The organism is Aggregatibacter sp., from assembly GCF_057314075.1.
The window spans coordinates 171002-190942 of the sequence record NZ_DBHLAR010000011.1 but is presented as its reverse complement, the minus strand read 5'-3'; the positions used below and the strand labels follow the sequence as shown (position 1 = coordinate 190942).

The following is a 19941-nucleotide window of genomic DNA, read 5'->3' as shown; positions in this document are numbered from 1 at the left end:
CACTTTTTCTTTTCTTATTTCCGACGGTACATGTTCGCACACATCACTTGCCCTAAAGTATAAAGGGAAGATTGTGGCTGTAACGCGATAGTATGTTGAGATTGGCGTTTCGGCGCGGTGCGAATACCGTCACCCCAAAAATCAGCGTAGAAATCGCTGCGCACGTGAGTGAAATAGTGGCTCTCACAATTTAAAATTTTATATTGGCGCATGGATTTGGCATAAAGCGTCGGATGATCTTTGAATACATATAACCCTTTATCCAAGTTAATCACCACATCAAAATGAATCAGACGTTTATCCTTGTTATCCACCCAAACGGAATTAGTATCCACATAATAAAAAATACCCGGCACAAGTTGTAAAAAACCGTTTTTCGTCTCTTTTGGTGGAACAAGTGGCACATCGCCCTGCACTTCTGCATTGGCTTGAGGATTTAACACAGGCTTGGTGGAAGGCGAGAAAGAGCAAGCAGCCAATAAAAGTGCGGTTAAAAATACAAACGTTTTTTTCATATCAGACTCCTTATTCACGCCCAAGGGCAATATTCCTATGTCTTTCATTTTGGCACAATTCTTATTCAATAGCTAATTGAAAGCCGGCTTTTGGAGAAAAATCCTTTATACTTATCGCAAACGTTTGCGTAAGCGTGTACAATGGAGCCCTAATTAATTTAGTCATCATTAACGGGAAGCCATCGTGAGTACACAATCCTTAAGTTATAAAGATGCCGGCGTGGATATTCATGCAGGTAACGAATTAGTTGAACGCATTAAACCGGAAGTGAAACGCACCACTCGTCCTGAGGTCATGGGCGGTTTAGGCGGTTTCGGCGCACTTTGTGCCATTCCGTCTAAATATAAAGAGCCGATTTTGGTATCAGGCACTGACGGTGTCGGCACAAAATTGCGTTTAGCCATTGATTTAAATCGTCATGACAGTATCGGTATCGATTTGGTGGCAATGTGTGTAAACGATTTGGTGGTACAAGGTGCCGAACCATTGTTCTTCCTGGATTATTATGCCACCGGCAAATTAGATGTGGATGTGGCCGCCAACGTCATTAAAGGCATTGCAAACGGTTGTGAACAATCCGGCTGTGCTTTAGTGGGCGGCGAAACGGCTGAAATGCCGGGAATGTACCACGAAGGCGATTACGACCTTGCCGGTTTCTGCGTCGGTGTGGTGGAAAAATCCGAAATCATTGATGGCAGTCAAGTCAAAGTTGGCGATGCGTTAATCGCCCTCGCTTCTAGCGGTCCACATTCCAATGGCTACTCTTTAATTCGGAAAGTGATTGATGTTGCCGGCGTAAATCCAGCCGAAGCACAGTTAGAAGGCCGTCCATTAGCCGATCATGTGCTGGCACCGACAAAAATCTACGTAAAATCCATTTTGCAATTAATCAAACACGTGGATGTTCACGCTATCGCTCACTTAACCGGTGGTGGTTTCTGGGAAAATATCCCGCGCGTATTACCAAACAGCGTCAAAGCGGTGATCAATGAAAACAGCTGGCAATGGCCTGCAGTGTTTGATTGGTTGCAACAACAAGGCAATATCACCGACTACGAAATGTACCGCACTTTTAACTGCGGCGTGGGTATGGTGATTGCATTGCCACAAGAAGACGTAGAAACCGCATTAGGTCTGCTACAACAGGCTGGGGAAACCGCTTGGGTCATCGGGGATATCCAACATCTCACTGATGAAAACGAACCGCAAGTTGTTATTCGTTAATGAAAAAAATCGTTGTTCTTATTTCCGGTTATGGCGCGAATTTACAGGCGATTATTGATGCTTGTGAATCGCGCTATATTGACGGTGAAGTCGTTGGCGTGTTCAGCAATCAAGCGGATGCCTTTGGGCTACAGCGGGCAAAAAGTGCGGGTATTTTTCACCGCACTTTTTTACGTAGTGACTATGCCGACAATCTTGCCATGGATCGCCATATCGCAGATGAAATCGACAATCTCGGTGCGGATTTAATTGTACTTGCCGGCTATATGAAAATCCTTACGGAAGAATTTACCCAACGTTTTGCGGGAAAAATTCTCAACATTCACCCTTCTTTATTGCCCAAATATCCCGGGCTGCATACCTACCAACGAGCCATCGAAGCCGGTGAAACAGAGCATGGTATGACCATTCATTTTGTAAATGAAGAAGTAGATGGCGGCGCCATTGTGTTACAAGCCAAAGTGCCCATTTTTGCCGAAGACGCCATTGCGGATATTGAACAACGGGTCAAAGAACAGGAAATTCGCTTTTATCCCTTGGCAATTAAATGGTTTGTAGAAGGGCGCCTCACTTTTACCGACAACCACGCCTATTTAGACGGCAACCGCTTACCACCGCAAGGTTATGCGATTGACTAAAGATATAAAAAACGCGCTTTTCAGCGCGTTATTTTTATTCATCAATTAATCCGGCTTTGATGAGGAATCGATAAATGCCGTCTTGATCAAGCGGTTCCGCCACATGATCCGCGATCGCTTTGAGTTTTTCATGGCCGTTGCCCATGGCAACCCCTACGCCCACGGTGCTTAACATTTCGAAATCGTTTAATTGATCACCGAACGCCATCACATTATCCATCTGTAGTCCCAAATGTTTGACCACCGCTTGAATGCCACGTGCTTTGGAGCCTTCCGCGTCAAATAAATCCACAGAGTCTTCATGCCAACGCACCACACGCAAGCCATCCAATACGCCTGAATTCCGCACCAACTCATCCTGTTCCGCGCGATAAAACGGCAACACTTGCCCAATATCGTTTCCTTCAAAAAAAGCTTTATCCACAATGTAATCTTTCAAGATCGGATCCATCGCGAACTGTACCACTGAATTCCGCTCCGAAACCGCGACCGTATGATCCGACACAAACGCATAAGGCATATTATGTTGCTCAAAAAAATGCACCAAACGGCGAATTTTTTCTGTTGGAATCACGTGTTTCTCAATGACTTGCCCACGATAACTTGCCATCTGCCCGTTCATGGTCACAAATAAATCAATGCCTTCCTGCTCAATCACCTGATTCAATTTATGCGGAAAAGCACAGCGGGTACGCCCTGTGGCAATGGCAGGAATAATGCCGTTTTCTTTCAATTTACGCATAAACACAGGCACCGTTGCCGGCAGAAAATCACGTTGTTTCATAAACAACGTGTCATCGATATCAAAAAAGACTACTTTAATTTGGTCGCGATAATTCGGGATTGTCATGCTTTTCTCTTCTCTTTAAATTCAACATTTGGCGGAAATGTTGCCTGATTTTAGCATTTTTGCGAGGCAGATCCTAAAATCGGGCAAAAAAGCAACGAAAAAAAGCGACGCACTTTATGATGTGCCGGTTTTCTTCATTAAGTACGGTCGCTTTCATGAACGTTTTCCGATCCAGCTGCATGCATTGCCATGCGCCTCTTAAACTTGCCAAACATGGCTTATGCAGCCGTTGTAATCGAATGATTCGACGTTTTCCTTATTGCGGTTGCTGTGGTTCAGAACTGATGGAAAACGCCTTGCACTGCGGCAACTGTTTGCAGCAGGAACCGGCGTGGGATCGCATGGTGATTATCGGGCGTTACAACGAACCACTTTCCACGCTGATTCATCGGTTTAAATTTCAAAAACAATTTCAACTCGACCGCACTTTAGCGCGCCTGCTGTATTTGGCCATCCGCGAAGCTCGACGAAATCATCAACTGCCTTTGCCTGAGGTGCTCCTACCCGTACCGTTACATCATGTTCGGCAATGGCAACGGGGATATAACCAAGCAGATTTATTGGCGCGTCAACTGAGCCAATGGATCAACATTCCCGTCAAAAACAACTTAATTACTCGTACCAAACGCACACCGACCCAACGAGGCCTTAGTGCCAAAGATCGACGACAAAATCTCAAAAATGCTTTTCAACTTTCCGCTAAAGCCAAAGATTTTCCTTATCGTCACGTTGCCTTAATAGACGATGTGATCACCACCGGCGCTACATTAAACGAAATCGCCAAGCTATTACGCAAAGCTAATGTGACACATATTCAAGTGTGGGGGCTGGCGCGAGCATAAAACGTACGATAAGGCAGCGGCATTTTTTATTACACCAAAAGGTAGAAAAAAAACCACATGAAGCGTATCATATCCGACAAATTTAATTAGGTTTTATTGTGGGAGCGTTATGCAACAAATTACCATTTCAGCGGAAGCACAAGCACATTTCCGCCGTTTATTAGATCAGCAAGAAGAAGGCACCAACATTCGTATTTTCGTCGTCAACCCGGGCACGCCAAGTGCCGAATGTGGTGTGTCTTATTGTCCACCAAATTCTGTGGAAGCTAGCGATACCGAATTTAAATACGACACCTTTTCTGCCTTTGTGGATGACATCAGTCTGCCATTTTTGGAAGACGCAGAAATCGACTATGTCACGGAAGAATTAGGTGCACAACTCACCTTAAAAGCACCAAACGCCAAAATGCGTAAAGTGGCAGATGACGCACCATTAATCGAACGTGTGGAATATGTCATTCAAACCCAAATCAACCCGCAATTGGCAAGTCACGGTGGCAAAATCACGTTATTGGAAATCACCGATGACGGCTACGCCATTCTGCAATTCGGTGGTGGTTGTAACGGTTGCTCCATGGTGGATGTCACCTTAAAAGATGGCGTAGAAAAACAATTAATCAGCCTCTTCCCGGATGAATTAAAAGGCGCGAAAGATGTGACAGAACACCAACGCGGCGAACATTCTTATTATTAAGCCCAAATAAAAAACCACCGAAAAGGTGGTTTTTTTATTGTCTTTGGAAACTATTTTGCTTTTTTTCCAAGCAACATAGTCAAGAACAACACGCCTAACGAAGGAACTAACCATGCCAAACCATTATCATATAAGGGGAAATTGCCAAGGAATTGTTTCATGCCGTCAGACAAGAGTCCCACGTTATTTAAACTGTCGCACAGACTAAAACACACGGTGACTGCAATCGTAGTGTTATAGGTTAATTGCACGCATGGTAATTTAGCACGGACGAACTGCAATACCACCAACATGATTGCTACCGGGTAAATTAATAACAATGCCGGAATGGTGACTTGTAATAATTTCGTTAAACCGTTTTCGGAAATGATGGTCGTCATGATAGTAAACACCACCACCCAGAAAGAATACGGCAAGCGGTTAGAGAATTTGGCGAAGTAGTAGGCACAAGCACTGGTCACCCCCACTAAGGTGGTTAAGCTTGCCAAGAAGATGATACCGGACATGATCCAAGAACCTTCTTTGCCAAATAACACGTTTACATAACGAGAGAAAATTTGACCACCGTTACTTGCGCCTTGCGCCACTTGGTCACTGGTCGCACCAAGATAGAAAAGAGAAAAATAAAGTGCGGCTAATAAAACCACTGAAATGCAGCCGGCAGAAATAGTGTAACGCATGATTTTTTTCGGTTCAGTGATGTTTTTCGCACTTAACGCACGGGCAACAATGCCGCCGAAAGCAATTGCCGCCAAGACATCCATGGTTTGATAACCACTAATTAAACCGGTGGTCAACGCTGAGCTGTCCGCATAACTTTTGCTTGGTGCAGCAATGTCAGACAAGGGAGACATAAAGACTGTCACGGTCACTACGACCAGTAACACCAATAAGGCCGGGGTCATAAATTTGCCCACGCTGGAAATAATGGTGTTTGGTTTTAGCATGAATAACATAGCAATAATGTTAAAGACCACGGCAAAAATCAGGTGATTTGTCGGTGTATCTGTGACAATCTCTAACGGCACTAACGCCATTTCATAGGCTACGTTGGTAATTCGTGGCATCGCAAACGTAGAACCGATAACTAAATATAAGGTGGCTAAAAACAAAACTTCCACCCATTTGGGTAGGTCGCGAGTGAGTTCTTCGCCACGTCCTAAAACAGACACTAACACTAAGGTGATAAATGGCATTAACACGCCAGTCACTACAAAACCTAATGCCGCTGTCGCCCAATGTTGTCCCGCAGTGTAACCTTCCATCGGTGGAAAAATAATGTTTCCCGCCCCTAAAAACAGGGCAAAAATCATCATACCCAAAACAATAATATCTTTACGTGAAAACATAATAAATTTCTCTTTTGTTATAAAAATTCGGCGGATTTTACACCAAAAATGGCGAATTTCGTAATAAAACATAAAAAAGTGTGATATTTTTCCACCGCACTTTCTGTCAAATCCGCAAGCCCGGCAATTGAGTTCATTCTGCCTTTGTTGTAAACTACGCTCCCGTCTTGATAGATTATATTTATCCTAATTTTCCATCCATCCCAATAGCAACAAATAGGTTTCTTATGGCTACCAATTATATTTTCGTCACAGGCGGCGTAGTTTCTTCGCTTGGTAAAGGCATTGCAGCGGCATCACTTGCGGCAATCTTAGAAGCGCGTGGTTTAAACGTCACGATTATGAAACTTGACCCTTATATCAACGTCGATCCGGGCACCATGAGCCCAACCCAGCACGGTGAAGTTTTCGTGACCCAAGACGGTGCAGAAACCGATTTAGATTTAGGCCATTATGAGCGTTTTATTCGCACCAAAATGACCAAGCGTAACAACTTCACGACCGGTAAAATCTATTCCGAAGTGTTACGCAAAGAGCGTCGCGGTGACTATCTCGGCGCGACCATTCAAGTGATTCCACACATTACCAACGAAATTAAAGCGCGCGTGATTGATGGCGCCGCAGGGCATGATGTGGCCATCGTAGAAGTAGGTGGCACCGTGGGCGATATCGAATCCCTCCCGTTCTTGGAAGCCTTGCGCCAACTTGCCGTACAAGTGGGACGTGAACGCACGATTTTCATGCATTTAACGCTTGTTCCTTATATTCCGACCGCCGGCGAAGTCAAAACCAAACCGACGCAACATTCCGTGAAAGAATTGTTGTCCATCGGGATTCAACCGGATGTGCTAATTTGCCGTTCCGACCGCATGATTCCACCGAATGAACGCGCGAAAATCGCGTTATTCTGTAACGTGCCGGAACGCGCCGTGATTTCATTGAAAGATGTGTCTTCCATTTACCAAATTCCGGCACTCTTGAAATCTCAAGGATTGGATGATTTTATTTGCAATCGTTTCCACTTAACTTGTCCGGAAGCCGATTTATCTGAATGGGAACAAGTGTTGTATCAACAAGCCAACCCGACAGGCGATGTCACCATTGGGATGGTAGGTAAATACACCGAATTGCCTGATGCCTATAAATCCGTAAACGAAGCGTTAAAACACGCCGGTTTGAAAAATCGCTTGAACGTCAACATCAAATACATCGACTCACAGGATGTGGAAACCAAAGGCGTAGACATCTTAAAAGGTTTAGACGGTATTTTAGTGCCGGGTGGCTTCGGCTATCGCGGTGTTGAAGGCAAAATTCTGACTGCCCAATATGCCCGTGAAAACAACATTCCGTATTTAGGCATTTGCTTAGGCATGCAAGTGGCGTTAATCGAATTTGCTCGTAATGTTGCCGGCATGAGCCATGCAAACTCTTCCGAATTTGACCGCACTTGTGAACAACCTGTGGTGGGATTAATTACCGAATGGCAAAATGCAGAAGGCAATACGGAAGTCCGCAGCGATGAATCTGATTTAGGTGGCACCATGCGTCTTGGCGCACAAAAATGCCATTTAGTAGAAGGCAGTTTAGCACGCAAATTATATGGTGCTGAAACTATCGAAGAGCGTCATCGTCACCGTTACGAAGTTAATAATGTCTTGCTTCCACAAATCGAAAAAGCCGGCTTGAAAGTGACCGGTTTATCCGCCGATAAAAAACTGGTGGAAATTATTGAAGTGCCTAATCACCCTTGGTTTGTTGCTTGCCAATTCCACCCGGAATTCACCTCCACGCCACGTGATGGGCATCCATTATTCGAAGGCTTTGTGAAAGCGGCAAAAACCAATCAGAAAAAATCCGACTAACGGCTTTCTGAAAAATTGAAATAAAAGTGCGGTCAGAAAAACTCTTAGATTTTTGACCGCACTTTTTGTTTACTCTCCGTGATCCACTTCACAAAAAATGGCTTATCCCCTTGTTATGACTCTTGCCTTTCACTATATTGAAACCCTCTTGTCGGAGTGCCGGAAGGCTGAGATCGCAATGAACGCGAGATCCGTGGAACCTGTGGGTTAATCCCCACGTAGGGAACAAGTTACCACCAGTTTGCATTTCATCACGCCTTCTACACAAGCCACTTTTTCTTCACCTTATCGGAGATTACCATGTCGGAAGCCGTGTCTCATTTATCAGAAATAACCCCACCCAACGCCCCTTTTGCGCCCACTGAATTTAAGTTGGGATTGTATGTTATCTTGGACAGTTATGAATGGGTTGAACGGCTCATTCACGCCGGAGTGAAAACCTTGCAAATTCGCATTAAAGATCGCTCAGCGGAACAAGCAGAAGAGGAAATCGCCCGCTGCATTGCCTTAGCCAAACAGCATCAAGTACGGTTATTTGTAGATGATTTTTGGCAGTTGGCAATTAAGTATCAGGCTTACGGCGTCCATCTTGGGCAAGAGGATCTACTCACGGCCGATTTAAACGCCATCCAACAAGCGGGACTGCGTCTCGGTGTTTCCACCCACAACCAGGAAGAAGTCGATCTGGTGTTACCGTTGCGTCCGTCCTATATTGCCCTCGGGCATATTTTCCCAACGCAAACCAAAGCGATGCCTTCATCGCCTCAAGGCATTGCCAATTTAGCGGCACAGGTGAAAAACGTAGGTAAGATACCGACCGTCGCCATCGGGGGTATTTGTGCTTCGCATTTTCCTGATATTTTACCCACCGGAGTGGGCAGCATTGCTGTGATTTCTGCCGTCACCAAGGCACAAGACTGGCAAAGTGCGGTGAAAAATTTACTGCAATATTTTGCCGAATAATGGCGCATTTTCGTTTACATTGATGGTGAAATAGCGCGAAAAATTTATCTTAAAATTGAACCGCACTTAAGATGACGGAAAACATGGCGTAAAATCAATTTGTCAGTAGTTTTTGCAAGACAAAAGAACAAAATAGCTTTATGATACCGACGTTTTTAGAGCAAACTAACCCGTTTTAATTAACTTAATGAGGAAAATAAAATGGCAAAAATCGTTAAAGTCATTGGTCGCGAAATTATCGACTCTCGTGGTAACCCAACAGTGGAAGCCGAAGTGCATTTAGAAGGCGGATTCGTCGGTCTTGCTGCGGCGCCATCAGGTGCATCGACCGGTTCTCGTGAAGCCTTAGAATTACGTGACGGCGACAAATCTCGTTTCTTAGGTAAAGGTGTATTGAAAGCGGTTGCCGCAGTAAACGGCCCGATTGCTGAAGCCATTCTTGGTAAAGAGGCGTCTAATCAAGCGGAAATCGACCAAATCATGATCGATTTAGACGGCACGGAGAACAAATCTAACTTCGGTGCAAACGCTATCTTAGCGGTATCCTTAGCAAACGCAAAAGCAGCCGCAGCGTCTAAAGGTTTACCACTTTACGCTTACATCGCAGAACTTAACGGTACGCCAGGCGTTTACTCTATGCCATTACCAATGATGAACATCATCAACGGTGGTGAACACGCCGACAACAACGTTGATATCCAAGAATTCATGATCCAACCGGTTGGCGCAAAAACCTTACGTGAAGCCCTTCGTATCGGTGCTGAAGTATTCCACAACCTTGCGAAAGTCTTAAAATCTAAAGGCATGAGCACAGCGGTTGGTGATGAAGGTGGTTTCGCACCAAACCTAGCCTCTAATGCTGACGCATTAGCCTGTATCAAAGAAGCAGTAGAAAAAGCAGGTTATGTATTAGGTAAAGACGTGACTTTAGCCATGGACTGCGCCTCTTCTGAGTTCTACAACAAAGAAACCGGTAAATATGAATTAAAAGGCGAAGGCCGTTCATTCACATCTCAAGAATTCACACACTATCTTGAAGAATTAACCAAACAATACCCAATCGTGTCTATCGAAGACGGTCAAGATGAATCTGACTGGGAAGGCTTCGCCTACCAAACTAAAGTATTGGGCGATCGCATTCAATTAGTGGGTGATGACTTATTCGTAACCAACACCAAAATCTTAAAAGAAGGTATCGAAAAAGGTATCGCAAACTCCATCTTAATCAAATTCAACCAAATCGGTTCTTTAACCGAAACCTTGGCTGCGATTAAAATGGCGAAAGATGCAGGTTATACCGCTGTGATCTCTCACCGTTCCGGTGAAACTGAAGATGCGACTATTGCTGATTTAGCAGTGGGTACCGCAGCAGGTCAAATCAAAACCGGTTCTATGAGCCGTTCTGACCGTATTGCGAAATACAACCAATTAATCCGTATTGAAGAAGCATTAGAACGCGCGGGTACACCGGCTCCGTTCTTAGGTTTAAAAGCGGTTAAAGGTCAAGCTTAATTCATAACCGTCGCAGTTATTAAAACGCGCTAAAAAAACACCGCACTTTTTGTTGAAAGATAAAAAGTGCGGTGATTTTTTATGTATTTTTTTAAAGTAATTTATTCACCGTATTGCTCAAACCAACTTTCCAATATTAAACAGGCGGAAATGCCATCCACTTTGCTTTTATTCAAAGCACGATAACCACCGCGCCCAAAAATTTCGCTACGGGCTTCCGTGGTAGTGAGGCGTTCATCTTGTAACTCCACCGGCAAGTTAAAGCGCCCTTGTAGGCGATTGGCGAATTTTTTGGCGCGTAAGGTCAGCTCTTGTTCGGAGCCATCCATATTCAGTGGCAAACCGACGACAATTCGAGCCGGTTGCCATTCTTTAATGGTTTTGCCAATGGCGTCCCAATTGGGAATGCCATCTTGCGCTTTAAACGCTGGCAAAGACTGCGCCGTACCAGTGATGCTTTGACCAACCGCGCAGCCAATGCTTTTTGTGCCGAAATCAAACGCCAAAACGGTAATGCCCATTAACAATGCCCAACTTGACTAACAAAGTTATGCCCATCAATGCCAAGCAACTGATTGGCTGCGAACCAACGCTGATCATATGGCAAATCAAACAGAATTTGTTCCGTCGCCGGCACAACCAACCAAGAATTATTCATAATTTCCCGCTCTAGCTGATGTGGTTCCCAACTTGCACAACCAAGTGTGACCAAGTATTTTTCCGGCTCTAATAATGTACCAAAAGTATCCACGACATCAGCAGAAGTGGTGAGCATGAGATTGTCGTTCACCCGATAACTGTGATCAAAAGGTTCATGGGTGTTGGTGTGCAAAATAAAACCACGATCAACATTGACCGGCCCGCCGGCAAGTACCAACTTATCACTATAAGTGCGGTTGCTAACCATCATGAAATTCATTTTAGCGCCCAACTCCGCAATACTTAAATCTGTCGGTTGATTTAACACCAATCCCATAGAACCTTTTTCATTATGTTCACAGATATAAATAACCGAGCGGTAAAAATAACTGTCATCTAAATTGGGCATGGCAATCAAGAGATGATCTTGTAAATCCATCATATTTCGTTTTCTCTATCCTAAATCACCAAAACACACCTGCAAGGCGGTAATTGCCGCCATCGCTGCGGTTTCAGTGCGTAATACACGTTTTCCTAATAATACTTCCACAAAACCATGTTCCTCGGTTTGTGCAATTTCTTGTGGGGATAAACCGCCTTCCGAACCGATTAACAAGCGAACCCCCGCCTTAGGGATTGCCGGCAGAGTGCGAATGGAATAACTGGCTCTTGGATGTAAATTTAATTTGAGTGCATCATCCGGTTCGGCACACCACTGTTGTAACTTCATTAACGGACGAATTTCCGGAATGGTATTCCGCCCACACTGTTCACAAGCGGCAATGGCAATTTTTTGCCATTGCTGAATTTTTTTCTCCATGCGTTCACCGTCTAATTTCACACCGCAACGTTCTGACCACAAAGGCGTAATGACATTTACCCCCAGTTCAACGGATTTCTGAATCGTAAATTCCATGCGTTCCCCGCGGGAAATCACTTGTCCTAAATGGATCGCAAGTGGACTTTCACGATCATCTAACTGACGACTCAAAATATCGACATCAACGGATTTTTTCATTACCGCATTGATGACAGCTTGATAGATATGGTTACTGCCATCGAAAAGTTCAAGTTGATCGCCCGGTTGCATACGCAAAACACGACCAACATGGTTAGCACCATCTTCAGAAAGTGTGCAAGAGGTGAGTGAATTAAGAGAAGTGGGATGGTAAATTCGAGGTATTCGCATAATAGAACAAATAAGTAAAAATAATTTGTTCTATCATAGCAGAAAAGCGGATGGCAAAACGTAAAATACGAAATGAAAAATTAATATTCCCACTGTGTAGGATCAATACCTAACTCACGCATAATCGCTTTTGCTTCTTCTGGAATTTCGTCACTACGTTCCTTTAACAAATCTTCATCCGTTGGTAAAGGTTGACCGGTAAAAGCATGTAAAAACGCTTCACATAACAGTTCACTGTTGGTCGCGTGACGCAAATTACGAATTTGGCGACGGGTACGTTCATTGGTCAAAATTTCAAGCACTTTAATCGGGATAGATACTGTAATTTTTTTAACTTGTTCGCTTTTTTTACCGTGCTCCGCATAAGGACTGATATATTGTCCGTTCCAATCCGCCATAATTGATTCCTAAAATAACCTTATTAATTGCCCAGATATTCTAATAAAAAATAATAAAAATAACAATCTAGCCGTGAAGACTGCTAGATTTCTAGCAGTAAAAATATAAAAAATAAAGGCATCTTATTGATGCCTTTTATTCAATAATAATTAAAACATTTTCACTAAATCTTTTAAATAAGATTTAAATTCGCCACCCAGTTTATTGTGATGTAAGCCATATTCTACGAACGCTTTCATATACCCAATTTTATCGCCACAATCATAGGAAATACCGGTCATATGGAATGCTTCCACCGTTTCTTTTTCAATTAACATATCAATCGCATCGGTTAATTGAATTTCATCACCAACGCCAATCGGTGTTCTTTCCAATAAATCCCAAATTGCTGCAGAGAAAACATAACGCCCCACAACCGCTAAGTTAGATGGCGCTTCCTCAACACTTGGTTTTTCCACAATACTATTAATTTTTGCACTTTCACCCGGCGGAATTTCAATGCCACCACAGTCGGCAATACCGTAGCTACTTACCGCTTCAGGTGCGACAGGACTTACCATGATTTGACTGGCTTTGGTTTGATTAAAGCGTTTTAACATGGCCGCGAGGTTTTCTTTTTTCTGATTAGCCGAAAATTCCGCCAATAACACATCCGGTAAGATCACCGCAAAAGACTCATCTCCGACTAACGGACGACCACATAATACCGCATGCCCCAAGCCTTTTGCATTCCCTTGGCGAACATGCATAATGGTGACATCTTTTGGTACAATAGAACGAACTTCTTCTAAGAGCTGGCGTTTTACCCGTTTTTCTAACATGGTTTCCAACTCGAAAGAGGTATCAAAATGGTTTTCTATAGCATTTTTAGAAGAGTGGGTAACCAATACAATTTCTTTAATACCTGCAGCAACACATTCATTAACAACATACTGAATAAGTGGTTTATCCACCAGCGTTAACATTTCCTTTGGAATTGCCTTTGTTGCAGGCAACATACGTGTGCCTAAGCCGGCCACAGGAATAATTGCTTTCATATTTATTTTCCTTAATATAAAAAGACCGCACCTTTCCACTTCAAAAAAGTGCGGTAAGTTTTTTATGAATTTCTACTGGTGAAATAAAGCGTATCTTTCGTTTGCAAGTTGAGGTTAATTTACCTTATGAAAATAATACTTCTAAACTACGATTAACGCATGACGCTTCACGCATTTAAGTCCGATATACTCAGTCGGATTGTTGTTTTATAGTCAGTTTAATACCGCCATTGTTTTTTCAAAATGATGTAGCAAAATAGACTTCCTCTGTCCCCGTTTCACCAAAATCAATTACATTAACACCGGAATTCAATAATCCATTTGTCACCGTATTTTTTAGTTCTTCGCTCGTTAAACGAACATCACCGGCAACGACAATAATTTTGAGCCTAAAAAACCACCCACATACACGACCTATACAATAAACAATATCCTATGAAGTTCACTTGAACAAACATAGATGCCGCAAGCTCTTGGCAAGTCAATTGACTTATCACCGACTGACTTCAACTGCCCATAAAATAAAAATTACGATACTTTGTTTTCATCCTTAGTTTGATGAATACGCTGGTAAATTTCTTCTCTATGAACAGAAACATCCTTCGGGGCTTGCACACCAATTTTTACTTGGTTGCCTCGTATATTAAGAATCGTGATAGAAACATCATCGCCGATGAGCAAGCTCTCGCCAACTTTACGGGTTAAGATCAGCATATAAACTCCTCACCTTTTATAGTTTATTTCCAACTTCCCTATTTTGCTTCCAACATCCCTATCAAACATTAAACAATACTTTGTACTTTGGCACTCATGACATCATAAGTGCCGACAATTAATTAACAGGAAACAAAGATTATAAATTTGCTTTTAACCAATCAGAGCAAACAGATAATGCTTTGTTGATATTTTGCGGTTCAGTACCACCGGCCATCGCCATATCAGGTCGACCACCGCCTTTACCACCGACTTGTTGAGCCATTAAATTCACGAGCTCACCGGCTTTCACTTTGGCTGTTAGATCCTGCGTTACGCCAACAATTAAGTTAACTTTTTCATCCAACGCGGAAGCAAACACCACGACAGCAGAGCCTAATTGATTTTTCAGGCTATCTACCATTGCACGTAAAGACTTCGCTTCGATACCATCAAGCTGCTGCACAATCACAGAAACACCATTAATTTCGACCGCACTTTGCGCCAACTCATTACCGGCTTGAAGTGCAGCTTTCTCTTTTAACGTGTGTAACTCTTTCTCAACTTTCTTACATTTATCTTGCAACAGAGAAATCTTATCCACAATAGAATTCACATCAGATTTCAGTAATTCAGCGCTTTGATTCAATAAAGTTTGTTGATGTTGTAACCATTCAATCGCCGTTTCACCGGTAATCGCTTCAATACGGCGAATACCTGCTGCCACAGCGGTTTCTGTTACGATTTTAAATAATCCAATATCTCCCGTGCGTTTTGCATGAATACCACCACACAACTCAATAGAGAAATCACCCATCGTTAAGACACGAACCTGTTCGGAATACTTCTCGCCGAATAACGCCATCGCCCCTTTTGCTTTTGCGGCTTCCAACTCCATAATGTCGGTTTGGATTGGATTATTGGCTCTTACTTGCTGGTTCACAATACGTTCAACTTCAGCTAACTGTGCTTTGCTAATGGCTTCATGTTGAGCAAAGTCAAAACGTAACAACGTATCGGAAACAAGTGAGCCTTTTTGTGCGACATGTTCACCTAATACTTGACGTAATGCAGCATGCAACAAATGTGTTGCAGAGTGATTTAACGAAATACGTTGACGGCGAACATCGTCAACCACTGCATTTACAGACTGCCCAACAGATAAACTACCCTGGGTAAGCTCACCAATATGACCAAACACTTGACCATATTTTTGGGTGTCTTTTACGTCAAAACAAAAACCATTGCCTTCTAAACGACCGATATCACCAATTTGACCACCGGATTCTGCATAGAACGGCGTATTATCCAAAATAACCACAGCACTTTGACCTGCTGAAATCGATTCCACCGGATTTCCTTCATGGAAAAGTGCGGTCACTTTTGCCAGTGTTTCTGACTCGGTATATCCTTCAAAACGGGTTGTCCCATCAACACGGATAACGCTGTTATAGTCCATACCAAATTGACTTGCCGATTGTGCGCGAACTCGTTGCAATTCCATTTCACGCTCAAAGCCCTCTTCATCAATCACAATGCCACGCTCACGGCAAACATCTGCGGTTAAATCCAGTGGGAAACCATAGGTATCATATAACTTGAACGCCACTTCACCGGACAGGACATTCTCTTTTACATTGGCCAACGCGTCATCCAACAAGGTCAAACCACGTTCTAATGTGCGAGCAAATTGTTCTTCTTCTAAGCGCAAGAATTTTTCCACTGTCGCTTGATTTTTTTTCACTTCTTTACCGGCTTCTGCCATCACATCAATCAGTGTTGGGACGAGTTTATAGAAGAATGCTTCTGTTGCACCGAGTAAATGCCCATGACGTACGGCGCGACGAATAATACGGCGAAGCACATAACCACGACCTTCATTAGAAGGTACAACACCATCAGCAATTAAATAAGCGCAAGAACGAATATGGTCGGCAATAACACGTAATGATTTATTGGCTAAATCTTTCTCACCGGTTAACTCTGCCACTTTGGCAATTAAGGTTTTAAAAATATCAATATCATAGTTGGAGTTAACGTGTTGCAATACCGCACTGATTCGTTCCAAGCCCATACCGGTATCCACAGACGGTTTTGGAAGTTTCTCCATGGTACCGTCAGCATGGCGGTTAAATTGCATGAACACGATGTTCCAAATTTCAATATAACGGTCACCATCTTCTTCAGGAGAGCCAGGAGGTCCACCCCAAATATGATCGCCATGATCGTAGAAAATCTCCGTACAAGGACCACAAGGACCGGTATCACCCATTTGCCAGAAGTTATCCGAAGCATAAGGCGCACCTTTGTTATCACCGATACGAATAATGCGTTCTGCCGGAATACCGATTTCCCGATGCCAAATGTTATAGGCTTCATCATCGGTTTCGTACACGGTTACCCATAATTTTTCTTTTGGTAACCCTAGCCACTGTGGAGAAGTCAAAAACTCCCAACCGTAATGAATGGCATCATGTTTAAAATAATCACCGAAACTGAAGTTCCCTAACATTTCAAAGAAAGTATGGTGTCTTGCGGTATAGCCCACATTTTCTAAATCGTTATGTTTCCCCCCGGCACGCACACAACGTTGTGCAGTGGTTGCTCGGGTATAAGGGCGTTTTTCTAGTCCTAAAAAAACATTTTTAAATTGGTTCATCCCGGCATTGGTAAATAATAACGTCGGATCATTATCTGGAACCAAAGAACTACTTGCTACAACTTGATGCCCCTTACTATGGAAAAAATCAAGGTATGACTGTCGAATTTGTGCTGTTGTTTTCATGTACACGCCTTAGCTTTTAAATCTTATTAAATACCGTCAATTCACGGAGTAACTTTGTATTGTTACATATTTTTAAAATTTATAAAAAAACTTTTTATACCGCAAACTTTATTTTCCTAATAGTAAAGAAAATAAAACCGCACTTACGCTCTGAACTCGTGAAAGTGCGGTCGGTTTTTTATAATATTTTTAATAACTGGCTACGCTTTGCGATCATTCTTCACGAAGAGGAACTACGAGCATATCAATGGTAATTGAATTCATCACCTGACGAGTAGAAGACATCAATTTACTCCAGAAATCTTGATGGTGTCCTGTTACTAATAAATCGACATCATATTTTTCGATAGCATCTGTCAATACTTGACCTAAATCCCCGCTACCACTGAGTTTCTCATTAATTGGGTAATCTGCCTGCTCAGCTAATTGCAATAATGCCTGTTGCGTTTCACTGGAAATACGATCTTGCATCGACACCATATTTACATCAATCAGCCCTGTATAAAGATCCGAAAAATTTACATCAACATGAATAATAGATAACTTTGCATCATGGCGTTTTGCAACACTCACGGCTTTTTTCAAGAGAATTGGACTTTCTTCTGAAAGATCTACTGCAACTAATACATGTTTATACATAATCGACTCCTTATCTGATCAAGGTTAATTAATTTTCATTAGTATAGTATCACTAGACTTCAAGAAAAAATATGTGCAAGATCACATTTTAGGAAAAAGATCCTAAATGTCTTTTATGTTATTATTTTGTCCTCTTTTCTCCTTAACTTTTCAAAAAATATGACCTATTCAATAAATGATTTCTTAAAATTAATTGCCCAATTACGTGATCCTGTAAATGGCTGTCCTTGGGATATTAAACAAAATTACCATTCCATGATTTCTTGTTTAAAAGAAGAAACTTATGAAGTCATTGAAGCGATTGAAAAAAATGATGTTGAAAATCTAAAAGAAGAATTGGGCGATTTATTGCTCCAAGTGGTATTTCTGAGTCAACTTGCGACGGAAGAAAATAAATTTACGTTTGACCACGTCGTACAAAACGTAGCCGAGAAAATTGTTCGGCGACACCCTCATGTGTTTGGGGATAAACACGCTAAAAATGAGCAAGAGGCTTTACAGAATTGGAATGCGATGAAAGCTGAAGAACGCAAGACCCTTGGACATACTTCGATTTTAGATAATATTCCACGGTCTTTTCCCGCCTTAATGCGGGCGGAAAAATTACAAAAACGCTGCTCAAAAATCGGATTCGATTGGGATAACATCGCGCCGGTCTTTTCCAAGGTAGAAGAGGAATTACAAGAGGTCAAACAAGAACTCACACGTCAGCCACAAGACCAGGCAAAAATTGAAGAAGAGATGGGCGATTTGCTCTTTGCAACAGTAAATCTCAGTCGTCATTTACACTGTCAAGCAGAAGAAAGCCTGCGCAAAGCCAACCAAAAGTTTGAACAACGCTTCCGTAAGGTCGAAGAAAAGTTAACACAACGAAACCGTCGCATTGAAGACACAAGCTTAATGGAAATGGATGTGCTTTGGGATGAAGTGAAGAAAGAAGAAAAACTCCACCAAAAATAACCGCACTTTAATCAAAAATACCGAGCAATTGCTCGGTATTTTTGATATGAACTCAGAGAGTTAATCCAATCCCAAAACTTTACGACCGTTGATACTGGCAATATTCACCATAGCATCTAAATCCGGGAAACGACAACCTGCAGCAAGTAAGCTTAATTCTTGCCACATATCGCCTTCACACAACGGCACCATATAATCACAAATATTATCTGTACCAATCGCCACCGTAATGCCTTCCGGAATCATTTCATCGGCTGGGGTTAACGCATTATGGAAAGGCATAAGTTCTTCTTTACGGTTACTATCAATCCACGCCATCGGACAAGCAATCATCATCATTTGTGCTTGGCGCATTTTTTCGTATAAACGATAGCGATACTCTTTGGAATGTGAACCGATAGAAATCCCGTGAATCGCCACAACACGCCCTTGCATCCCGTGCTCAATGGTTTTATCACATAGTTGTTCGGTTTCAATTTCGGTTGGAGAGTTAAATTGGTCCACATGCACATGGCACATAATCCCTAAAGATTTGGCCTTATCCAACAAAATATCCATCGCTTCCAAACCGCGACCATAGTCTAGCTCGTCGCGATACGGCAAACCACCTATCATATCAACCATTTCCGAACCAATATCAAACCATTTACGTGCTGTTGGCTCAATAACCCCTTTTAAGGTTTGGTTAGCAAATTTCAATACGATGTCATGTTTATACACTTCACGTGCTTTATGTGCTGCGATAATCGCCCGATCTTCACACACAGGATCGATATCAACAAAGGTTCCGAAAGCCGTTACTCCTTGAGAAATCATTAATTCAATAGATTGGCAAAAACGGGCATAGTAATCATCCACTGAAGACGTACGTTTTACCTCATCTACCAAGTCCCATTTTTGTTGTAAATTACAACTTTGGTAAATACCAATTTTTTCCGGCGTCATAGTAAAAGCACGATCCGCGTGGGCATGAGCATTTACCCAGCCCCCTTTTTTAATGATTTCATCCCGAATATAGGTTTTAAAACTACGAACGTGATTTTTGGTCATAACGACTCCGTAATGAGTAAGTTTTGGAAATGGGCAGGGAGCAAATAGAAAAAAATCCTCATGAAAGAGGATGGATTATTAATTGAAAATAGAAAGAGGT

The 19941-nt window shown here is 42.6% G+C and carries 20 protein-coding genes, 1 pseudogene and 1 riboswitch; of the genes and pseudogenes, 8 read left to right on the top strand and 13 right to left on the bottom strand.

The window, feature by feature from the left end:
- Positions 1-14: 14 nt before the first annotated feature.
- Positions 15-515 (bottom strand): surface-adhesin E family protein, encoded by a 501-nt coding sequence (locus tag ACO5E4_RS08395; RefSeq protein ID WP_485862719.1) that lies wholly within the window; start codon positions 513-515, stop codon positions 15-17.
- A 184-nt stretch (positions 516-699) separates the two neighbouring features.
- On the opposite strand from ACO5E4_RS08395, the gene purM reads away from it, so the two are divergent.
- Positions 700-1740: a phosphoribosylformylglycinamidine cyclo-ligase gene (purM, locus tag ACO5E4_RS08390; protein WP_485862718.1), complete on the top strand. Its 1041-nt coding sequence runs from the start codon at positions 700-702 to the stop codon at positions 1738-1740.
- Complete coding sequence (gene purN / locus ACO5E4_RS08385; RefSeq protein WP_485862717.1) at positions 1740-2378, top strand: phosphoribosylglycinamide formyltransferase; 639 nt, start codon at positions 1740-1742, stop codon at positions 2376-2378. Before purM ends, purN begins: the two co-directional genes overlap by 1 nt.
- A 34-nt stretch (positions 2379-2412) precedes the next feature.
- On the opposite strand, the gene ACO5E4_RS08380 is transcribed toward purN, so the two are convergent.
- The gene (locus ACO5E4_RS08380) at positions 2413-3228 is read right to left on the bottom strand and encodes a Cof-type HAD-IIB family hydrolase (RefSeq protein ID WP_314954641.1); all 816 of its coding nucleotides are present in this window, start codon (positions 3226-3228) and stop codon (positions 2413-2415) included.
- A 155-nt stretch (positions 3229-3383) separates the two neighbouring features.
- Here ACO5E4_RS08380 and ACO5E4_RS08375 point away from each other — a divergent pair, with 155 nt between their 5' ends.
- Positions 3384-4070 (top strand): phosphoribosyltransferase family protein, encoded by a 687-nt coding sequence (locus tag ACO5E4_RS08375; protein WP_485862716.1) that lies wholly within the window; start codon positions 3384-3386, stop codon positions 4068-4070.
- 109 nt (positions 4071-4179) lie between these two features.
- Positions 4180-4764 carry a Fe-S biogenesis protein NfuA gene (gene nfuA / locus ACO5E4_RS08370; protein ID WP_109128801.1) on the top strand — a complete coding sequence of 195 codons (585 nt, stop codon included), beginning with the start codon at positions 4180-4182 and terminating at the stop codon, positions 4762-4764.
- A gap of 50 nt (positions 4765-4814) precedes the next feature.
- Here nfuA and brnQ read toward each other — a convergent pair whose 3' ends face one another.
- Positions 4815-6113: a branched-chain amino acid transport system II carrier protein gene (gene brnQ / locus ACO5E4_RS08365; protein WP_485862715.1), complete on the bottom strand. Its 1299-nt coding sequence runs from the start codon at positions 6111-6113 to the stop codon at positions 4815-4817.
- A gap of 227 nt (positions 6114-6340) precedes the next feature.
- On the opposite strand from brnQ, the gene pyrG reads away from it, so the two are divergent.
- From pyrG to eno, 3 genes are all read left to right on the top strand, one after another.
- Positions 6341-7975, top strand: a complete 1635-nt coding sequence (gene pyrG / locus ACO5E4_RS08360; RefSeq protein WP_314954649.1) for a glutamine hydrolyzing CTP synthase — start codon at positions 6341-6343, stop codon at positions 7973-7975.
- A 142-nt stretch (positions 7976-8117) separates the two neighbouring features.
- A riboswitch (TPP riboswitch) is annotated at positions 8118-8217 on the top strand.
- A gap of 58 nt (positions 8218-8275) precedes the next feature.
- Positions 8276-8938 carry a thiamine phosphate synthase gene (gene thiE, locus ACO5E4_RS08355; protein ID WP_485862714.1) on the top strand — a complete coding sequence of 221 codons (663 nt, stop codon included), beginning with the start codon at positions 8276-8278 and terminating at the stop codon, positions 8936-8938.
- Positions 8939-9139: 201 nt separating this feature from the next.
- Positions 9140-10450, top strand: coding sequence for a phosphopyruvate hydratase (eno, locus tag ACO5E4_RS08350; protein ID WP_485862713.1), 1311 nt, complete (start codon positions 9140-9142; stop codon positions 10448-10450).
- Between the two features lie 101 nt (positions 10451-10551).
- Here eno and ruvX read toward each other — a convergent pair whose 3' ends face one another.
- The 9 genes and pseudogenes from ruvX to uspA all read right to left on the bottom strand — a co-directional run bounded on the left by ruvX (position 10552) and on the right by uspA (position 17831).
- Positions 10552-10971: a Holliday junction resolvase RuvX gene (ruvX, locus tag ACO5E4_RS08345; RefSeq protein WP_314954655.1), complete on the bottom strand. Its 420-nt coding sequence runs from the start codon at positions 10969-10971 to the stop codon at positions 10552-10554.
- On the bottom strand, positions 10971-11528 hold the full coding sequence (locus ACO5E4_RS08340) for a YqgE/AlgH family protein (protein WP_454904951.1): 558 nt from the start codon (positions 11526-11528) through the stop codon (positions 10971-10973). Before ACO5E4_RS08340 ends, ruvX begins: the two co-directional genes overlap by 1 nt.
- Before the next feature lie 15 nt (positions 11529-11543).
- A complete protein-coding gene (gene rsmE, locus ACO5E4_RS08335) occupies positions 11544-12278 on the bottom strand; it encodes a 16S rRNA (uracil(1498)-N(3))-methyltransferase (RefSeq protein ID WP_485862712.1) in 735 nt (244 codons plus the stop codon).
- A gap of 80 nt (positions 12279-12358) precedes the next feature.
- Entirely contained in the window at positions 12359-12676 is a 318-nt protein-coding gene (gene metJ, locus ACO5E4_RS08330) for a met regulon transcriptional regulator MetJ (RefSeq protein WP_109433200.1), read from the bottom strand.
- Positions 12677-12826: 150 nt separating this feature from the next.
- Positions 12827-13714 (bottom strand): UTP--glucose-1-phosphate uridylyltransferase GalU, encoded by an 888-nt coding sequence (gene galU / locus ACO5E4_RS08325; protein WP_454904929.1) that lies wholly within the window; start codon positions 13712-13714, stop codon positions 12827-12829.
- Between the two features lie 165 nt (positions 13715-13879).
- A pseudogene (locus ACO5E4_RS08320) lies at positions 13880-14147 on the bottom strand (phosphomannomutase CpsG); the annotation flags it as partial.
- A gap of 95 nt (positions 14148-14242) precedes the next feature.
- On the bottom strand, positions 14243-14428 hold the full coding sequence (gene csrA, locus ACO5E4_RS08315) for a carbon storage regulator CsrA (protein ID WP_021615192.1): 186 nt from the start codon (positions 14426-14428) through the stop codon (positions 14243-14245).
- A 139-nt stretch (positions 14429-14567) separates the two neighbouring features.
- On the bottom strand, positions 14568-17192 hold the full coding sequence (gene alaS, locus ACO5E4_RS08310; protein ID WP_485862711.1) for an alanine--tRNA ligase: 2625 nt from the start codon (positions 17190-17192) through the stop codon (positions 14568-14570).
- Positions 17193-17405: 213 nt separating this feature from the next.
- The gene (gene uspA / locus ACO5E4_RS08305; protein ID WP_485862710.1) at positions 17406-17831 is read right to left on the bottom strand and encodes a universal stress protein UspA; all 426 of its coding nucleotides are present in this window, start codon (positions 17829-17831) and stop codon (positions 17406-17408) included.
- Between the two features lie 159 nt (positions 17832-17990).
- Here uspA and mazG point away from each other — a divergent pair, with 159 nt between their 5' ends.
- Positions 17991-18791 carry a nucleoside triphosphate pyrophosphohydrolase gene (gene mazG, locus ACO5E4_RS08300; RefSeq protein WP_485862709.1) on the top strand — a complete coding sequence of 267 codons (801 nt, stop codon included), beginning with the start codon at positions 17991-17993 and terminating at the stop codon, positions 18789-18791.
- Positions 18792-18851: 60 nt separating this feature from the next.
- Here mazG and ACO5E4_RS08295 read toward each other — a convergent pair whose 3' ends face one another.
- The gene (locus ACO5E4_RS08295; RefSeq protein WP_006719629.1) at positions 18852-19841 is read right to left on the bottom strand and encodes an amidohydrolase family protein; all 990 of its coding nucleotides are present in this window, start codon (positions 19839-19841) and stop codon (positions 18852-18854) included.
- Between the last annotated feature and the right edge of the window lie 100 nt (positions 19842-19941).